Annotated in this window: 13 protein-coding genes; 2 read left to right on the forward strand and 11 right to left on the reverse strand. The window is 45.4% G+C overall.

Annotated features, from left to right (window positions below; translation table 11 throughout):
- Positions 1-12: 12 nt before the first annotated feature.
- Genes MUK70_RS15165 through MUK70_RS15175 form a run of 3 tightly spaced genes read right to left on the reverse strand, consistent with a single transcriptional unit; the run spans position 13 to position 3102 of the window.
- A complete protein-coding gene (locus MUK70_RS15165) occupies positions 13-1542 on the reverse strand; it encodes a hypothetical protein (RefSeq protein ID WP_234653436.1) in 1530 nt (509 codons plus the stop codon).
- A gap of 6 nt (positions 1543-1548) precedes the next feature.
- Positions 1549-2466 carry a tetratricopeptide repeat protein gene (locus MUK70_RS15170; RefSeq protein ID WP_234653437.1) on the reverse strand — a complete coding sequence of 306 codons (918 nt, stop codon included), beginning with the start codon at positions 2464-2466 and terminating at the stop codon, positions 1549-1551.
- A 54-nt stretch (positions 2467-2520) separates the two neighbouring features.
- Positions 2521-3102 (reverse strand): hypothetical protein, encoded by a 582-nt coding sequence (locus MUK70_RS15175; RefSeq protein ID WP_234653439.1) that lies wholly within the window; start codon positions 3100-3102, stop codon positions 2521-2523.
- A gap of 337 nt (positions 3103-3439) precedes the next feature.
- On the opposite strand from MUK70_RS15175, the gene MUK70_RS15180 reads away from it, so the two are divergent.
- Positions 3440-4180, forward strand: a complete 741-nt coding sequence (locus tag MUK70_RS15180; protein WP_234653441.1) for a hypothetical protein — start codon at positions 3440-3442, stop codon at positions 4178-4180.
- 100 nt (positions 4181-4280) lie between these two features.
- On the opposite strand, the gene MUK70_RS15185 is transcribed toward MUK70_RS15180, so the two are convergent.
- A complete protein-coding gene (locus MUK70_RS15185) occupies positions 4281-5828 on the reverse strand; it encodes a caspase family protein (RefSeq protein ID WP_234653443.1) in 1548 nt (515 codons plus the stop codon).
- A gap of 261 nt (positions 5829-6089) precedes the next feature.
- Between MUK70_RS15185 and MUK70_RS15190 the strand changes: the two genes are divergently transcribed.
- Positions 6090-6989, forward strand: a complete 900-nt coding sequence (locus MUK70_RS15190; protein ID WP_234606370.1) for an OmpA family protein — start codon at positions 6090-6092, stop codon at positions 6987-6989.
- Between the two features lie 46 nt (positions 6990-7035).
- Here the strand turns inward: MUK70_RS15190 and MUK70_RS15195 are convergent, their stop codons facing one another.
- From MUK70_RS15195 to MUK70_RS15225, 7 genes are read right to left on the reverse strand one after another with little or no spacing between them, the layout of a single operon-like run.
- On the reverse strand, positions 7036-7329 hold the full coding sequence (locus MUK70_RS15195; RefSeq protein ID WP_234606369.1) for a hypothetical protein: 294 nt from the start codon (positions 7327-7329) through the stop codon (positions 7036-7038).
- 3 nt (positions 7330-7332) lie between these two features.
- Positions 7333-9414, reverse strand: coding sequence for a hypothetical protein (locus MUK70_RS15200; protein ID WP_234653445.1), 2082 nt, complete (start codon positions 9412-9414; stop codon positions 7333-7335).
- A 5-nt stretch (positions 9415-9419) separates the two neighbouring features.
- Positions 9420-10961, reverse strand: coding sequence for an Hsp70 family protein (locus MUK70_RS15205; RefSeq protein WP_234653447.1), 1542 nt, complete (start codon positions 10959-10961; stop codon positions 9420-9422).
- Positions 10958-14539: a hypothetical protein gene (locus tag MUK70_RS15210; RefSeq protein ID WP_234653448.1), complete on the reverse strand. Its 3582-nt coding sequence runs from the start codon at positions 14537-14539 to the stop codon at positions 10958-10960. The genes MUK70_RS15205 and MUK70_RS15210 overlap by 4 nt, the downstream gene beginning before the upstream one ends.
- Positions 14540-14550: 11 nt before the next feature.
- Positions 14551-16116, reverse strand: a complete 1566-nt coding sequence (locus MUK70_RS15215; protein WP_234653449.1) for a hypothetical protein — start codon at positions 16114-16116, stop codon at positions 14551-14553.
- Positions 16117-16131: 15 nt separating this feature from the next.
- Positions 16132-16590: a hypothetical protein gene (locus MUK70_RS15220; RefSeq protein WP_234653451.1), complete on the reverse strand. Its 459-nt coding sequence runs from the start codon at positions 16588-16590 to the stop codon at positions 16132-16134.
- Between the two features lie 20 nt (positions 16591-16610).
- On the reverse strand, positions 16611-17894 hold the full coding sequence (locus tag MUK70_RS15225; RefSeq protein WP_234653453.1) for a hypothetical protein: 1284 nt from the start codon (positions 17892-17894) through the stop codon (positions 16611-16613).
- Between the last annotated feature and the right edge of the window lie 17 nt (positions 17895-17911).

The following is a 17911-nucleotide window of genomic DNA, read 5'->3' on the forward strand; positions in this document are numbered from 1 at the left end:
GCATCGGTTTTTCTAGTTGCCCTCTAATTTTAAAATAACTGGAACTAGTGACGCATCCGGCAATGGGCTGCTTTTGAATTTCATGTGGTCTTTTTCAAAGTTTACCATTGATTTTGGCGTAAGGTATTTGCCAAAGACTTGTTGAAAGCGCGATAGAAAATCAGTACTATGCCCGTCCAGCTCCCGAATCAGGATCGTGATTTCCCGGTCCATCTTTTTATTGCTAAAAATTGCTGCCAACCAATCAGTTCCTTGACGTTCTTTGATAAATACCTGCTCCTTTCGGATCTGATTTCCATTCACATCGTAAGTCAGGATCGGCTCAGGGATTACAACCTGGCTTTGGGCTTCGGACAACATCGCTGACGATATTCGGGGAGAATCTTCTTTATATTCTTTTTGATGCGGGTAATGCAGCTGTGCTTTTCCATCGGGATCTACGCCCAAAACATATACATAACTCTTCGCGGCACCAGTACCCAGCAATTGAAACTGAGAAAGCACGTCGTAGCGTCTGTCGGGTTCATAGTAACCTGCAGGGTGGCTGGTTAGCGCCACAGGTATGTAATTTCCTTCTGTATTGACTGAATTTAGCACCAATGTTCCATATAGTACACTTCTATCAGGAATATGTGTACCAGTGTTGGATTTTTGATGCCTGGCAATGTTCTTTTCTGATTCACGGGCGAGTACGGGACGGTCTTCCATTGTAAATTCAAATGCATACTTTGCATGTCCAAGATCAGCATAACGGATCCAGGCAAAACCACCTTTTCCCCAATTCTTACCAATCGGATGCGTAATTTCAAATGCCTGCCGCTGGTCATCATATCCGGTTACCACAACCGTTTGAAGGCTTTTCATACCGGAACCAGGTGCCCAAACGTCCGTTTTAAGATTTACAAAGCCCTCGTCGGCCATTATACACAACACAACCGGGTGCTTCCGGCCAAGACAGCGTTTGATGACAAATTGTTTCTGACCAATGCTCGCAAGATCATCCGTGGGATTATTAACAAAGAGCCTGGTCATTGCACGAATCAGATAGCGGTCGACCTTATTGAGTAGTTCCGATGGTTTATTGTGGCAGTCAGCCGCGCCTTGACTATATTTAGTCAACTTGACATTTCCAATGTTGACAAGCAAATCCTGCGTTTGTTTTATCCATTCCTTATGAAGCCCGCAACTTTCAATTGATACTTTTGGCAGCATATCAAATAAAAAATACGGTGAAAAGGCTTGGTTTTCGACCTGCTCCCGGCTCCACTGTTTACCGTATCCCAACATTATGCTCATCGCTTTGCTGATTGCGGCCGTCCAGATTAGTCCTCCCGAAGCCGTAACAGGAGCTAGGGGACAGTACATTCGCAAACTTAAATTTTTCGGAGCTCCCTCCGGAAGCGCAGCTCCGTAGAGCATGTTGGCGGATTCGATTGAATTGTAAACAGAATCATTGATTTCCAGGCTCTGCCCTTGCAAAGTTTCCTGCGCCCCGGCAGCGATCGCAAGCAAAATAGAAAGAAGCAGCTCCAATGATTTCATAGTAATCTATTTCAACTCCCTTAGTAATTGTGCAGCTTCATCCACATGCTTGGAAGATCTGTCGCTGTTAATGGACCTCAGTAGCGGTCTGGCTTTGGCAGGTTCGCTATTTTTTAGATATGCCAATGCCATGTACCAGCGTCCTTCATCCTTCAATGGCGCCTTAACCTGTCTCAGGTAGGTTAATGCTTTCGCCGGCTCGCCTTTGGACAAGTAACTGATCCCCAGGTAAAATTTTCGGTACGATTCCAGAACAGGATCCGCTTTCGGACCTTTTTGACTAGCGCCATATTCACCCTTTGATCCTTTGGGTGGCTGGCTTATATTTTTGTCCAGCAACATTCTGATCGCCTCATCGGTTTTCTGGTTTTCAAATGCGCCAACTGCCTTTTTGAAATTTGGAGGCACATTCTCCCTTGGTTGTGAGGCCTCGCCAATGAATACGGCTACCATGTCTTCGGCGGTCGGACTAATCGGGGTTACCTTGTCTTTTTTCTGCTCCTTCTTAATGCCGTCAGCAATCTCATCGCCCGTATTGTTCTGGTTGTACCAATACCAGGTTCCGAAGCCCAGCATTGCAATAATCAATGCTGCGGCTGCAAGTCTTTTGGGCCAAAGTGAAATTACGTTTGTTTCCGAATTGATGTCGGCCTTACGGCCCAGCAGCGGGAGCTCTTTTAGAGGTAAGCTCTCCTTTTCATCGGAAAGCTGTCCATTAGCAATCATCTCGTCTCGTAGGCCCGCAAGATGATCCTTGATTTTTGTAAAACGGTACATTTGGGCGATCCGCTGAATTTCTACTTCATCAGCAAACGCTTTATCTGATTTTATTTTTAACTCAAATTGTTCACGCTCTTCCGGCTCCATCAGATGATGCAGATAAAGGTGAATTTGTTTAATATCTTCCCGGCTTAAATTTTCCACTTTGAGAACTTTTGTTTTTAAAATTCAACTGACAATTCGCACACCGATCCGCTTTTATTTTCGCACATCGAAAAATTTTAGGTAGCTTCTTTTAACACTCGATTTGAGATTATCTACGTACCCGGGTTTCAAATCCATCATTGTAGCAATCATTTCCTCAGTCTTACCCTCGGAAAGTAGCCGCAGAAGCAATTCCTCCCGCTCGTTGAGTGTCGTACGAAAAGACCTGAATTCATCTTCGAACTCGATGTCCAGGATCGGGTCTGCCTGTACGAAAAGCGATTCAAAAACGCCCCAGTTGTCGGTTGTATTCTCCCTGACGATAACCTCTCCGTCAGCATCATAGGACGAGAATCTTCTGATCCAGTCGATCAACCGCATGCTGCTCACAGTCCACAATAATTTCTTCAATGAACCGTACACTTCTGTTTTCATAACGACTTCCGTCAGCGCATTCATCACAATATCTTCCACATCCTTTTCTATCTGGAAATTTTTCCTTTTCAGGCTCGGAATGATCTTGCGATAACATATAAAAAGCAGGCAAGTATATGCCTTGTCAAGTTTTTCAAGAAAATCTTTTAACAGTTCTGCATCCGTATTGTATTCGGGACAAGGCGGCTTTTCCGTACTCATAAATAGAAGGAGGTTATTTAAGTCAAAAAATACTGATTCATAGTCTAATCTATGCGAGAACCGCATTCTTTTTTTTAAGTCTGAAGAGTTTTGCTTCCTCTCCCCTAGCCTCTCACTGTATCGGATCATCCACGGGATTTTCACGCATTATCCAACAATGTTAAAGCGAATTCAGACGCAGATTTTGAAATAGCGACTTACTTATTACTTAATAGGCAGAATCAGAAAATAGTAAAAAGCGATTGAAAAAAAATTTATGCATTGTGTGAAAATCGATAGGGTCGTACGATGAATTAACGAAAGCAAAATCAACCATCCAATTTAACTTTTTGACTTTATGAAAACTGCAACTTTATCTCAGAAATTATTCAGCCTTCGTCTGCTACTTATCGTTGGAATCGCGCTGACTTTTGGGGCCTGCAAAAACAATGATCCGCAGCCTGACGAACCCTTCAGCGAAGCAATTCGCAGTAATATCCCCCAAGAGACGATTGATAAAATAAGAGAAATGGGCATTAAAGTGAACGAGGGTACAAAACCACCTTTATTAAACGGTACCTACTGGCTATCTCCGCTGATCATGACAATGACCGAAGTGCCAAACGATAATTATAAGGTGGGCCATCGATTCGATGATTATAAAATAAAACTTTACAATCAGGATGAGAAAAAGCTTACCATATCCCTGGATAATAAAGGTTACAATTTTTCCGGTGAGCTCCGCACCACTTCAATTGGTCAGAATGGGGCGTATATAGCGGGAAAAGGTAATTTCTTTACGGTATTTATCGTAACGGAGGGGGAGCACACTTACAACAGTTCCAGGTTTAAGATGCTGGAAGTATATTCCGGAGAGTTATCTCCGACCGGGATCAAAAACATACAGAACGCGATTATAATGATAGACAATTACGGCAACGTTAATGATGACCTGATTCCAAACAATACCGGAAGGGCTTTTTACGACAGCGACGCATTCTCCGAATCAGGCGGCACATTCAGGATAGCTTCTAACCGGAAAGGCAATGTTGCTGAAAAAGCTACGGACGGAGAACGCGAGCTCTTCTTAAAAAAATAAGGACGGTTGAGTAACGTACTGCCTGGCAATTTAGCCGGGCTTTACGCATGGGCGCCCGGTTGCGATTCGCATCTTGATCCTCCGTGCTATGTTTGAAACCTTATTTCAAGGTAAAAATAAAATCTCCTCCCTGATGACCGGTGTTATCAATGCGGCTGTATTGAGGCTGGTGCGGCGTATTTTCTCCTGAATTGCTGATCACCGCCGTGTAAAAAGAACTGAAAAACGCGAGTGCCGGCAAGTATTTGCTCTCGTTTTCACGCAGCCTTTCCAAAAAATACTTCATAAAGACACTATTGTCAGGTACTTGTTCCAGATTTCCGCTAGTGATGGCGATGCGGCTGGGCAATTTATAGATCTTCTTTTCGGCCGTGTCGTCAGCACTTTTAGATGAGATACTCCCTCCAAAGCAAGCATCGGTTACCAGTAATGTATGCCGCGAATTGATCCCGCGGATGTAATCTTTAACCGTTGAGTTGGAAATCCAGGTCGCCTGGTTTTTGTATTCGGCATCTTTTAAAAGCCAGTATCCCTGTCCGATTTTTTCATCCCATTCGCCGTGCCCAGAGAAGAAGATCAGCAGGTTGTCTTTTTTCGTCAGAGTGGCTTTGAGCTTTTCAAGCGCTTGCCCAAGTTCGGCAACAGTTGGGTCTTTGAGGATGGAAACATCGCCAGCATTAAATTTATAACGGCGTAAAAGCACCTTGGACAGTGCCTCCCCATCTTTGTGCGGATTGCTAAGCGGCCGGATGCCAGGCTGATAGCTCTGAACCGAAATGATCAAGGCGTAATACCGACCCTGAGCAATGTCTTCAAAATTGGTCTCGTCACTGGCAGTAATGGGTTCCGGCAACTTGGATTTAAGTGTTACCAGGGCCGAAGCTACGTTCCCTGGATTGTCAATTGCTTCAATTTTTACCGTTTTTTGAGACAAATTGGGCGGGAGCGTAAATACCTGACTATATATGCTGTCTACGTCCGGTTTTACCAGTTTTCCATCCATCACAACAGATTTGATCCCGCTGCCGTCAGATACTTTGATTTTGACAGAAATCCTGCTCAATCTTACTTCAACAAGCGACTTGGTTTGTGCCTCTTTCGGTTCAATGATGGAAATCACCGGCGGAGTTTTGTCCTTTGTAGGAGTAGGAGTTGCCGGTGCTGTTTTGGACAATTGAAAAATCCATTCCTGGGTACCTGCATTATTGTTGGACAGCACCTCCACCAAACGTGAACTCTTTGAAAAACTCGACATTGTTCTCCCACTGGCGAAAGTCCGTGCTTCCAGCGACGCAAAGCCCTGACCTTCACCCGCGCCCACTTGTTGATCGGTAAGAGACTTAACCAGTCGGTCAAATTCCGCAGGTTCGCTGGTAACGAAAATAACGGTTTCAGGTTTTGAGGAGTTCAAATGGATTTCTTCGGTCCATTGATGATCAGTCCCATCAGTGTTATCAATTCTGTTCCTGCGCCAAATGTTCGATTTTGCAGACATTCGCTGAAATAAGCGGTTGCTAATCTTTGCTTCTCTCAAAACACCCGACTGTGCATCATGAATCTCAAACAACAATTTCCAGGTGATCCGGTCCGTCTGCTGTGCCTTGCAAGGGATAGTGAAAATGATAAGAAGAGCAAACAGCTTATTCATAGGAGGTTTGATGGAAAGTCTTTACCAAAACTAAAAAATTAACAGTAAAAATGTACTTTAAACCCGCCTTCCTGCAACCGGCGGATACTTCATTTTATAATGGCATCTTCCTAGCACCAGTTTTTTGCCAAATATTTAGAATTAACTTGCTGTTGTGGCCGATTGGCTTTAATTTTTAATCCATTATAGAACCCGACCTTACTTAACTCCTCTATGCATTCTGTAATTCACCCTCGGGTCTTTCTCGCAATTACCGGATTTATGATGATTTTCTTGCTGACCGAATGTGCAAAAAAAAGCGTCGCGACGTCTCAATCGGCATTGGCCCTGAAAGTAGCATTGGAATCTCAACAAAATGCACTCATCATGCTGGAAAGGGTTTCCGACAATGCGAACAGGGCCGACTCATCCCGGCAGATCAATCATGAAACGAATGTGGATATCCAAAACTACGTGAATTCGGAACGTAAGAAGATTCATGAAATTACCCGAAAACTGGAAGCCGCACAACAAGATATCAGGGACTTTGAAAACGACAAGACAGATAAAAAGGAGGCAGAAATCCTGGCTAATGCAAGTCGCACTGTGTTCGAGTCAGCTGAGATCCTCAGGATCATGGAAGAGAAAACGAAAGTGATTGTCGACTTTCTGGGAAGTGAAACCTTTTCCAAGTCTGAGATCGGCGCTTTGTTCAGGCCGGGCGAATATAGGCTGATCAGGGAGCAGGTAAGAGAGGGAACGCGGTTGTTTGGTCCTGTGGTTGAAAAACTGTACGTTTTTGCAAATAAATATAAGAATGCCTTCAATAGTCTGAAAGGACAAATCATCGTTACCGGATATTCTGATGCTACCGCGGTCGAACCGGGTTCTGCATTATACAAGGATCTTGCAGCCAGACTCTCGCAATCGGAAAATATCACGGAGCCGGGCCAGCCCGACCTCAACCGCAAGTTGTCGGAGCTGCGGGCTGATGCCGTCCGGCAGCTTCTCGAACGGATCATTGCTGATCGCAAAAAGGAACACGCAAACCTGATCGACATATCCGTGCAAACGCTGGGAAGAGGTGAAGAACTCCCGCCTGGACTCCCGGACGAGGTCTTGAAAAATGATAAGAGACGAAGGGTCGTTACTTTTTATTGGGTTGTGCTTCCGAATATGTGATTTCATTCCATGAAATCACATATTCGTGACAAGCAGCTGGCCGTATTCATGACAAAAGGATCATTAAGTTGATCATAACGATCGCTATTCCGACGGGTATCACGATCAGCTTACTATCAAGCCGAAATTTTTTTATCGCTACAAAAGATCCGTATACTACCCCCAGCAGCATCCCCAGAAACGCCCACATGGTGACGGGTGATATGCTGGGGGAAATGAACAGCAATCTGTCAACAGGCAGGAAAAATGCTGAACTGATCCTCGCCAGGAAATCGCTCATCAGAGAGAAAACGACCACTAATAATACAATGGGCCAGAAATAAGATTTTTTCTTTTTCATGTCCTAAATTTTTTCAAGTTTTTTGACCAGTTTGTAAGAATAAGCACCTCCTGAAATAAAGCCTGCAAAGAGGAGAAATACCAGAAAAGGGTAATTCCCGGTCACATAGCTGTAACCCACCAGCCAATCGTCATAGTTTAGAAGCAGACTCAACAGATACCTGAATAATCCGAAATAAAGTGCGGTTGCTGCGCCATATTGAGCCAGCTTGATTGTCACGGCTCTTTTCGGGAAAACGACTTTGATCTGGATCGGAATATCAACAATGCCGTAAGACGTTTGTATCAAAAGATTCAGGGAGTAAGGTCTGTCTTTGATTAATTGGGCTGAGTTTATGGTAACAAACACCTCCCTTTCTGAGTCGTGGGTATAGCTGTTGAATGTCAGTTCACTCTCACTAATCGTAATGCCTTCGATTTGGGTGTCGAGTTTTACTGTTGCTTTTACGAATGCATGATTCTGTATCCTTAACCTGACGGCAGACTTTACCACGCTCCCGCCTTCCACCTCTGGTAATGTAATCTGTTTGACGTCGGCAGTGATGGTGGGTATAGTAACAGAGGAGTCAATGATGAGTATCAGCGTTTGCGCCGCGGCCAGCTTCAATTCTTTCGCATCATACAACCCCGAGCCGATTATGGATTCCAGGTGGGTATTGTACCTGCTGTTGATATCAGATCTGCCGATTGCTTTGAACCAGACCGGAAGATACCCGTTCTCCATATGCTGAGCTACATTGACCCACATCGCCTGGTTGGTCTTCATAGAACGCGCGAGGTCTTCGGGGCTAAGAAATTTATTATTGTTGAGATAAAAGGGATAATTTCTATTAACAGAATACAGGAAAGTCAGAAAGCCGATCGCGTCCCTTTTCTCCGGGGCCAGCATCATAACCTGCGGTGCAGACTCACTGAGCCATATCTGGAGATAATCTTTCGAGAAAAAATCAGCAGCTTCCCAAAATGATTCTGGCTTTTCACAGGCATGCTCCAAAAGCTGATCAACCTCGGTAAAGCCCGTGCCGCGAAACCGGAAAGGTAATGCAGGGTTTAAATGGTAGAGGATTTTCAGGTATTTTTTTTCGGCATCTTTTTCTTCTTGAATGATCCGCTGAAATTCGGCAGTTCTGGATGCGCTGTCTGTCAGTTTGTTTACAAGCGGCGGCAGGAAATTGGTGTCCCTGAGAAAATATTCGGATTTCTCCTTTTTCCTAAATGTGATATCGCCCAGTTCTTCCAATGATGATGCGTATTCGTCCAGCCATTCTACCCTTATAATTGCCCTTTTCTGGTAGGCTGCCCAGGCTACGTCTGTCATCCACAGGTTTCTAAACGGACGCGTTTCGTCTGGCTTTTCTGCTCTCGGGTTAAATCCTTTTTCTTGAATAACAGAAATAATGTAACGTTCAATTTCGTGCGTTTCCAGGCCATTTTTTAACCCTCTTGTGATAATGACGTTAGCCTTATTTTCGGTAATATCACCGTCCTGAACCGACAAATCAATCAAATCCGCGATAGCTGCAAAACCGTCGGTGAGCCTCTTTTCGTCTACCTGCTGAAAGGTAAGTTCCAGGCTGGCGGTCGTTTTTAATTTGTTAAATGCCGCTTGAAGCCTTTTTTCTGCGCCGGTTACGACGGCCGCCGTGTATTTTTTCTCAATCTGATCGCGCGCGCCCCGGTTCATGATCAGCAATTTATCCGCCCAGAATTCCGCAATGATCCTGTGATTGTTCTGCACAATCTCCGGGGTAATGCTTTTGTACTGCCTGTAATCCAGGTACAAGATTTCGAATGGATTGGTTGAAGTAATGCTGCTCCATGAACCATTCTTATTTTCAAAATCCGGCGGAATGACTTTCAATCCGCCCTTGCTTGTTGACATAGCAATGAGCTGCTTTATGTCAGTCGGACTTGCCTCAGGCGCGGGCCGCGGCGCATTACTGCCCGGTTTTTCAAGAGGCGCATCTTCGCCAGGAAGCACTTTGCTGGTTCCGTAAGTCGCGTTCTGCCCACCGGGAATGACTTTCTGGCTGGGTGAGAAACTGGAATTCTCTCCGGGGATTATCTTATCTTCTGAACCTTCCATATCTGTTATGCTCTTAGGTCAATTGCCTCGATTTTGCTTTTCAGCTCTACAATATCAATCTCACCTTCTTCTGATTGAATCCTCAACTCAGCCTTGGTTCCATTGGAATCAATAGACGCGTGGATGATGCCGAATGCGTCGATGGTTAAACCTACCACCACCTTTCCGGCCGGATTTTCGAGTTGCAACTTGCCTCTCGGGTAACAATGTTCAGGGTCTGTGCTGTCTTCTCCCTCGTATATCTTTAAAGTCGTGTTCTTTTCTGCGGGAAATGTTTCGGTGATACTGACCGGCAGCGGCATGTTTTTCTTGATCAAATGTTCAATGATCATTTTGCCCGATTGGCGCATTTCAATTCCCACTGACTTGGAAGTGACATCGATAACCCGCTCACGATTTCTCCCGTAAATGGCGGCGCCCTGTGAAATAGCGGTATCAAAGCTATATCCGGAGATACTGCGCCTTATTTTCTTCCTGGAAACCTGTTCGAGCATTTTGGAGATCATGGGCATCCTGGAAGAGCCGCCTGCCAGAACGATATCATCGATATCATTCCAGGTAAAACCGGCTTTATCTAGCATGTTGTTCATGATCGCTTTGCAGATAGCCAACAGGTCCTGTGCTCGTTCCTCGAAATAAAAACCGCCATCCTCATTTTCATCGTCAAGTATGAAATCCGTAAGCACGTCGCCGCTTCCCGCCGGGCGCTCCCGGTACAAGGTCAGTTCAGCAACATTTCCTTCCGCATTCAAAAGGACACTGATCTCCGGCTGCTCGGTGAGATTGATCTTGCTTTCATTGGCATGCCTGTCGATGTCCCAGCAAAGGTCGTCGGGCACTTCCTTGCCTGTTTGCCTTTCAAATTCGGCTAAAAGATAGTCTTTGATGATTTTGTCCCAATCTTTTCCACCCAGCTGGTCGGCACCGTCGGAGGCGATCACCTTTGCATTTCCTTTGGCAATTTCCAGAATGCTCGCGTCAAAAGTACCTCCGCCCAGATCGAACACCATGATCCGTTTCGTTTCGTTCAGGTCAAAACCATAAGTAAGTGCAGCAGCAGTCGGTTCGTTGACGATCGCAATCACGTCGAACCCGGCAGCAATGCCCGCCAGCCTTGTTTCGTGCCGTTGCTTGTCGCGAAAATAGGCGGGTACGGTAATCACTGCGGGTATCACAAGGTTTTGCAAAGTATCATCGGGCGACAGCCACGCTTTCCTTTTGAAAAAATAAAAAGCATCGTATTTCAGCTTTCTGAGAATAATCGCTGACATTCCGACTGCACCATAATCAAATCCATCGATCACATACCGGTTCGATACAGATTTTCCAATATCCCTTTTTACAAACTCGTAAACCGGGGAATTCGCCTGTAGTTTCCTGTCATTTGCTTTTTTTCCAACATATGCAACCTTGCCGTCAAACCAGATCACAGACGGAGTGGTATCCTGGCCGTCGCTGTTTTTGATGATTACCGGAATTCCCTGTTCATCAATGTAGCTCATACAAGAAAAAGTAGTTCCAAGATCGATTCCTACGCGTGGGATCATTTCATTTTATGGCTTAATATGTCTAGCAAATATTTGATCTCCAAGATGATAATCGGCTCAACGTCCCGTTCGTCCGGGCCACGCTGGGCCTGGCGGGCCAGTTCATTTTTCACCCGTTGCTTGATGGAAAGCTTCTCTTCGAGCGATAAATTGATTTGGGCGCCTTCCGGGAAAAGCCCGGTTTTCAGTCCTACCTGGTTGATCAGATGCACAAACCTTTCCAACTGCACCAGTTCAGTGCTTTCAAAAACACTTCTGGCTTCGTTGAAGAAGTCGTTTTTATTGATTACCTGATAGTGTTCGAATTTACTGCCGCCTATGTTTATACGTTCGCCTAGTATGACTCCTTCAAGTCTGTCTTTACTCGAAAAATCATCTTCAAGTAATATCAACCCGCCGGGTGAGTCAGCAGACTGGCCATCAGGCGCTGGGACATTTTCCATTACCACAATGCCGCCTGATGCTTCGTCCTTATGCCCCGGAGATTGGATTTGACCGAGTTTCAAAGGTAAAAATCCCCTGGCGCCTATGCTTTTGTCGTAGATCGTATTGGCAAATATCCCATTCAGGAATTTTGATGCGATACCATCCTGTTCGTAACGGCCGTAATCGATCCAATTGATAAATTTGGCCGCGTTTCCACCCCAGTGCAGTTTGAATATGTTCTCTTTGGCGCGTTTGGAAAGTCCCGATTCCAGAAATTCGTCCACAGCCAGGCAAAGGTGCGCCGCATAAAATGATAGCGCCCCGAACTCGATAGCAAGAATGCGTCGCAGCCAGGCAATATCCCGGTTGCCGGCGTTGTTGCTCAGATTGGAGGCAATTTGTTTTTCTTCTTTCCGGAGTACAAAGTTGAGCCGGGAAAAGAAAAGGAGCGAATCCTCCTTAACTTCGTTCAGCGCATTGGCTGAATCATCGGTAAATAACAGGTCGCGTACCCGGGAGTTGTTTTTCAGCAAGTTGGCTATCTGTGTGCCGGCCAGTTTTACCGACGCGTCGAGCCTTATTTTGCTGTTAAACCAAATGCTGTAATCGGTCGTGCCGCCGCCCACATCCACACAAAGTGCGCCATCTTCTTTATTAGCCGGACTGGTGCCATCGTTGTTGATATGGTCACTGGAAAAATACTCGCCAGCGGCAATTCCCTCCGTTGTAAAGCTGGGTTTTGTGTTAATGATAATTTTCCCATTGTTTTTAGTGGTGATATTGTAATATCCTTCATACTCGTCGAATCGCCGCCTTTCCCCCCAGATGAATTTTCCGTCTGGAACATTCTTTTCACCCTCGTCTGCCACGTGCACGAATTTTTCGAGTGATTCGGTCCAGGCCCTTTTCACTGCCCGGACTTTGTCATCTGAGTAAGACTTGGGATAAGTGCACCTGAATTCAATTTTTCCAACCCGGTTTTGCAACAGATCAATAATTACCAGAAAAATGGTGGATCGGATAAATGCAATCATTCCCGCGGTATCCTCGTGCCATTTCACATCCGTAAAAACGTAATTGGGATACTGAGGCTCGTTGGGAAAATAAATGAACTGGTCGAGCAGGATATCTTTGGTGATACCAGCTTTGAAAATCCTCAGCAATGTCGGTATCGGCAGATGTTGGTCTTCGGTTGGAACAAAAAACGCCCGCGTGATTTTTTCCCTTTTCGACTTTTCCTTTTTTTGGTTGCTGTTTCCTCCTGCCGATTGCGGATCGGAATTCAAAATGGATCTCACATATTTGGAAAAACTGAAAACCCACCTTTTCGCATTTTCATTGGTATAGCGGTAGATGTTGGTATTGGATGTTCCCAGGTCGACTCCTACAATGCATTTATTGGTAAACTGTTTTCCTTCCACATCCGGGTTTTTACTCAGCAAAACCAGACCATACGCATTGTTGCCGCGATTTGAACTGTTGATAGAAACTGCTTCCGGGAAAGAATTATATCCAGAAATCCGGATAATCTCTGCTTTTTCCCTGTCCTGGTTGGATTCAATTTTCTGTTCTTTCTGGGAAACGATTATGTTTTCCGCGAAATTCAGCGGCGCGATTTTGAAGGAATCAATGTTGGAACAAAGCATAAAATACTGGCACCAGAAATCTCCCAGATAGTCGGGAAAGATTTCAAGAACGGGCACTTCTACTTCGATAATCTCGCCTTCTCCCTTTTGAAGACCCGATTGCGCAGTCCTGAATGTCTTTTTAATTTCCACCCGTTGCCCGTCGATCAAAGGCAGGGAAAATGAGAAAACGACTTTTTCGTCCGTTTTTACAAAACGTGGCTTCAATTTTTCCTGAATATCCTCGGGTGTGAAAAAGTAAAGAATTTCTTTCTTGAACGGCAGGATAAATTCAGTTTCGTCGCCATTCAGAAAGGCTTCTGTGGTATTGAGAATGTCATCATCGGTCTTATTTTTCAACAAAGTATCCGTCAGAAAGTAGAGCTCCGGCCTGATCCAGATCGAATCGTGGTTCTTGATGTTGATGTTATTGATAAAAACACCTGACTCTTCATTGAAAAATTTACTAACCAGCGAATGGGTATCATCTCCCAATTCCCTCGGTGTGAGACCATCCCATAAAGTTTTGTTTTGCGACAGCAGTGAAGGCGTAATAACCACCACCTCTTTATACCCCGATTTGTTTTCAAGATAACCCGATTTGTTCCGGGACATAGAGAGACTGTAATCCGATTTATTTCTTTCACCATCTACGTCGCCTTCCACCAGCGGGGTAAGAATGTGCTGGTAAATTTCATATCGTGAAAGAAATGCAGGCGGGTTTCTCCGTATCGCCTCGGGCATTTCTTCGGCTACTTTCACCTTAGCGGACTGGATGATCTTGTCCTGCGCAACACCCAGCTCCTGTTTTATTTCTTTAAGCCAGTCGGCTAGCAACTTGTTGATATCGCCAATGTAAGCATGCCCTTGCGACGGGGTATCATTGGTTTGTGCAATGCGATTGAACTTGTCGAGGAAATCTTCCAGCCATTTTCCCACATATTCCAGCCCTTCGTATTTCAATGGCGGGCGCAGATAGCCTTCACTGTCTTTCAGCGAAAATCCACGCAAGTCTTTTAGTTTCCGATTGTAATCGGCTGATGTATAAACCATGGTGGCCGGAGAAAACGCCCCGATCGGAATGTCCCCAAACTTGATGATCAGAATGTCCGTCCAGGAATATAATGTTCCATTCGATTGGAGCTCAATGGGCTTCGGTGCCAGGTTAACCAGCGCCCGGCAAAACTTTTCGTCGTTGAAAATCACCGGCGATATTTGCAGTTTGCCCAGGTCAGGCTTTACGCTGTGCAATGCGAGCAAGCTCAGTAATCCCTTCCATTCCTGCACAATGCGGTCGCGGAGCGGGTGCTTCTCGGAACTGAGAGCGCCCTGGAACGTGAGCGGTCTTGCGTAAATGTCCGGAATGGATGAAACGCCCCTCGCCTGGGCCGACTCGTCTATTTCGATCCCATTGCCTATATCGGTGATTATTCTGCGCTGTTTATCTTCCCAGAGTGCATCTGAGGTGGGCTCGCTGATTTCTGCTCCCGTGATCAGCTTTGGAAGGTATAGATGTTTTTGTGACATAAATCAGAGCGTTAGTTGTTGACCAGATTACTAGTGTTAAACCTGGTTGCAGCGTCATAGAAAATGTTCAGGTACTTGCTTCCGGCAGTGATGTTATCCTTGATGATCGCCTCCTGAAGTCCTTCTATTCTAAAAGCATTGAAAGTTTTATGCATTGAATCTCCCTTGACCAACTCTCCGATGTTGCCAATGTTGGTTTCGGGATCAAAAAGTTCAAGCTTCTTATTGGGGGCGATTGCGCCGGATGCGAGCTTTTTACTATCGATCAGAAATACCGTTTCACCATCGTCTATGGAGGCGATCCAATACAGGAACGCATTCAGAAAATGGTCGGCTACGTTGTACAGATCGCTGTTTTGATTGTGCCGCGGATTGTACAGGTGGTTATCTTCCTTAAAATCCCGTCCGAAATTCTCGGAATACCACGGCTCAATCGAGACTTCTTTGTGGGTCCTGTTCAGCTCTTTTTTTCCGTATGTCAGATAAGCATAGGCGAACACGGTAAAATCAGCAATTGCAGCTTTGAATTTCCGCTTGTATTCAGTCAGGCCCGTATTGTCCCTGGTCAGGGGAAGTACGTTCCAGGTGATTTTCTCAGTTTCGCGGCTCGCTAAAAAATACTTTTTATTGTTATTCGGCAGCTGAGCCGGTTGACCAAAGAAATCGAAACCTGCCAGTGCGCTGACCATTTCAATGTAATGGGGCTTGTTTTGCTGTGTGGAACTTCCGGTGCTGAAATCGCCGACCTTTTGTGCCAGCGAATCTCCGATGAAGTAATACTGGTCAAAACCGAGCTGCTTGTCATTGTAATATTGCAATGCCGCTTTTGTGGCAATGGGAAAATCTCCCGTGGTAACAAACATTGGTTCGCCCGCACTGCTTACACTATCCACCGAAAAGCTGAAATAAGGAAGCACAAGCGCGCCTCCCAGCAGCACCCGGCTTTGCTCACCACCCAGGCTGGCCTGCATGGATTCGTTGAATTTAATGAGCTGGCGGGAGCCCAGAGTCGGAAAGCCTGCCGCGCCGGTTCCGCCGAATATAGAGCCTACAAGAAATACGCGCAGCTCGTTTGCCCCGAATGACTCAATTCCTTCCCAAAGCATTTTGAAAGGGTATTCTTCCATCGGCGGATCCGCCATCACGACCGCACCGATAGAAGGATGCCCGCGAAAACCCTTGTTCAACGAGGTATTTAATTCCTTTTCTGTAAACAATACATTTGCCAGGTCCGCTATTTCCGGTTTGGTCTTAACAATGTTGTCGTAGTTGATGTATTTGGCGAGTGTGTAATTGCTTTCTTCAAAAATATTCCAAACGAATTGCTTGTCACCCGGCGGGATTATGATTTCGGTCCGGAAAGATTTGTTGTTCCCCCTCCGCTGAAATTTATTCCTGAGGTCAATGTAATTTTTAATCAAAGTATGTGTCCTGGTGAGGTTGCCATTTCCCTGATCCGGATCGATCATGAAGATGTGTAACTTGTCTGGCCCCAGCCCTGCGGCACATAGGTGAATAACTGATTCAATGACCCTCGAACCCGTTCCCCCAATTCCGATCAAAACATTTTTTAACATGGTGCAGGAGTTTAGTTATTTGCCGAATGGAACGAACTTGACAGTCCGGGGAGAAAACAGGAATGTAGTAAGCCAGAATAGTGTGAATGTCAGCAGGGAAAGAACCAGGAAGTATATTACAAACCATTGAGATTCAATTCCCTCGTTCCTGTTCCGGATCACAATTGCAAATGCGAGGGCTACGGCAATAAGAACCTGCATGAAAAATAGGGTCCGCCATTTGGTTTTAGCCGCAGGCAGCTGACCTGCTACTTTTTCCTGGCTGCCGTAATAATACCAGTAGCCTGCGAAAAGGATACTCAGCATTGTTCCCGCGCCGAAAATAAGACGCAATTCTACCGCGAGATCTTCCGGGTACTTCTCGGCCAGGCTTGGATTTTCTGAAAAATAACTGGCCAGAAATATGGCAAAAATGACCCAGAGCGTTGCGCCAATTACGGCGGTCAGTACATAGTTAATCGGACTTTTGTTCATCTTGGTTGAGGATTTGAAGTTTATTTTTTTTCGAGGTATATGTAAAACTTGGCGACTTTCGGCTGCTTCGCCGTAGCGTGGCTGGTGGCAATATCGGTGAGGAGTTTTTCCAGGTTTAGTGTTTTGCCTGCCTGTACGCCGTCAATGGAATCGGTACTTATATCTTTAATCCATTTAGGCATAGCAAGCGGTACCGTATTATCCATGGTGAGGTACACAGCATAGGAAAAAATCCCTTCCGGATCGGCGTTGTTGAGCTTAATGTCGGCAGTGACTTTGCCGCCTGAAATTTTCAGATTTTCAAGCCTGATCTCACTATCTACGGCAACAGAATCTTTGCCTGAAATCTTCCTTTTAAATACTTGCGCTTTGATGTTCTTCTCTGTAAAATCCGGCATGGACTTATCCATTAGCAACGTCATATCCAAATGGAGCAGCGCCTCTTTTTCACGTTCCTTCATGGTAAAAGCGAAGACGGTACCATAGGATTCAAGTTGTTTTTTGGGCAGGCTGCTTCTATTGATAGATTTGCTTTTTCTATCCTTTTCCAGCGCTACATCAAAACTTTCAGTTGGCTTATTAGCGAGTATCAGAAACCTGTTTCCAGTAATGTAGGGCTTGTTTTGCAAGCTTCGGAACAACAGGTCAATGTTTGTTTTGTCACCAAAAACCAATGCGAAAAGCGGGCGCTGCGCATTGACGGTCAACCTGCTTACACCTTGCCCAAGGTCGCCGACGGAGCCATTAAAAGCACTGGAAACACCCACCACACCAATCTCTATCCCTTTCTGAATGCATTGCTCTTTAATGGTGCCCACTACTGAGTTAATGTCATTGTTGTTGTAAAACAGGTCGGTAATGAGAATACTGACACGTTTTGGATCTGTATTCTTTATCGTGTTGGCGAAGTCCGTTTTATTGTTCAGGGTTTTGTCGGTAAAAATCGCCTTATCATTTTTGGCCGAAACGAATTCGCTCCTGGAAATGCTGTCAACCCGGCTCCCGTACTTGAAGTACTTGATATCGGTCTTCTTCCAGGTGTTCTGGCAGGTCGATTCAATATCGTCCACAAAGTTCCCGAAGTCGCTTTGTCCTGGTACGGAAAATCCCTCCATGGACCCGGTTACATCCAGATACACATCAACATTCAATTTCTCAGTACTGGCAGCGCCTGTATCCGTAATTTCTGATTTGTCGAAATTCCAATCCGGGCGGTCTGCTTCTCGATTTTCTGTTGCGCCGCATCCTGCCATTATTACGGACAATAATGATGAGAGCCCGAGTGTTCGGTAAAAGTTGTTCATTGTTTTAAGATGCTAAA

The organism is Dyadobacter chenwenxiniae (assembly GCF_022869785.1).
Classification (GTDB): domain Bacteria; phylum Bacteroidota; class Bacteroidia; order Cytophagales; family Spirosomataceae; genus Dyadobacter; species Dyadobacter chenwenxiniae.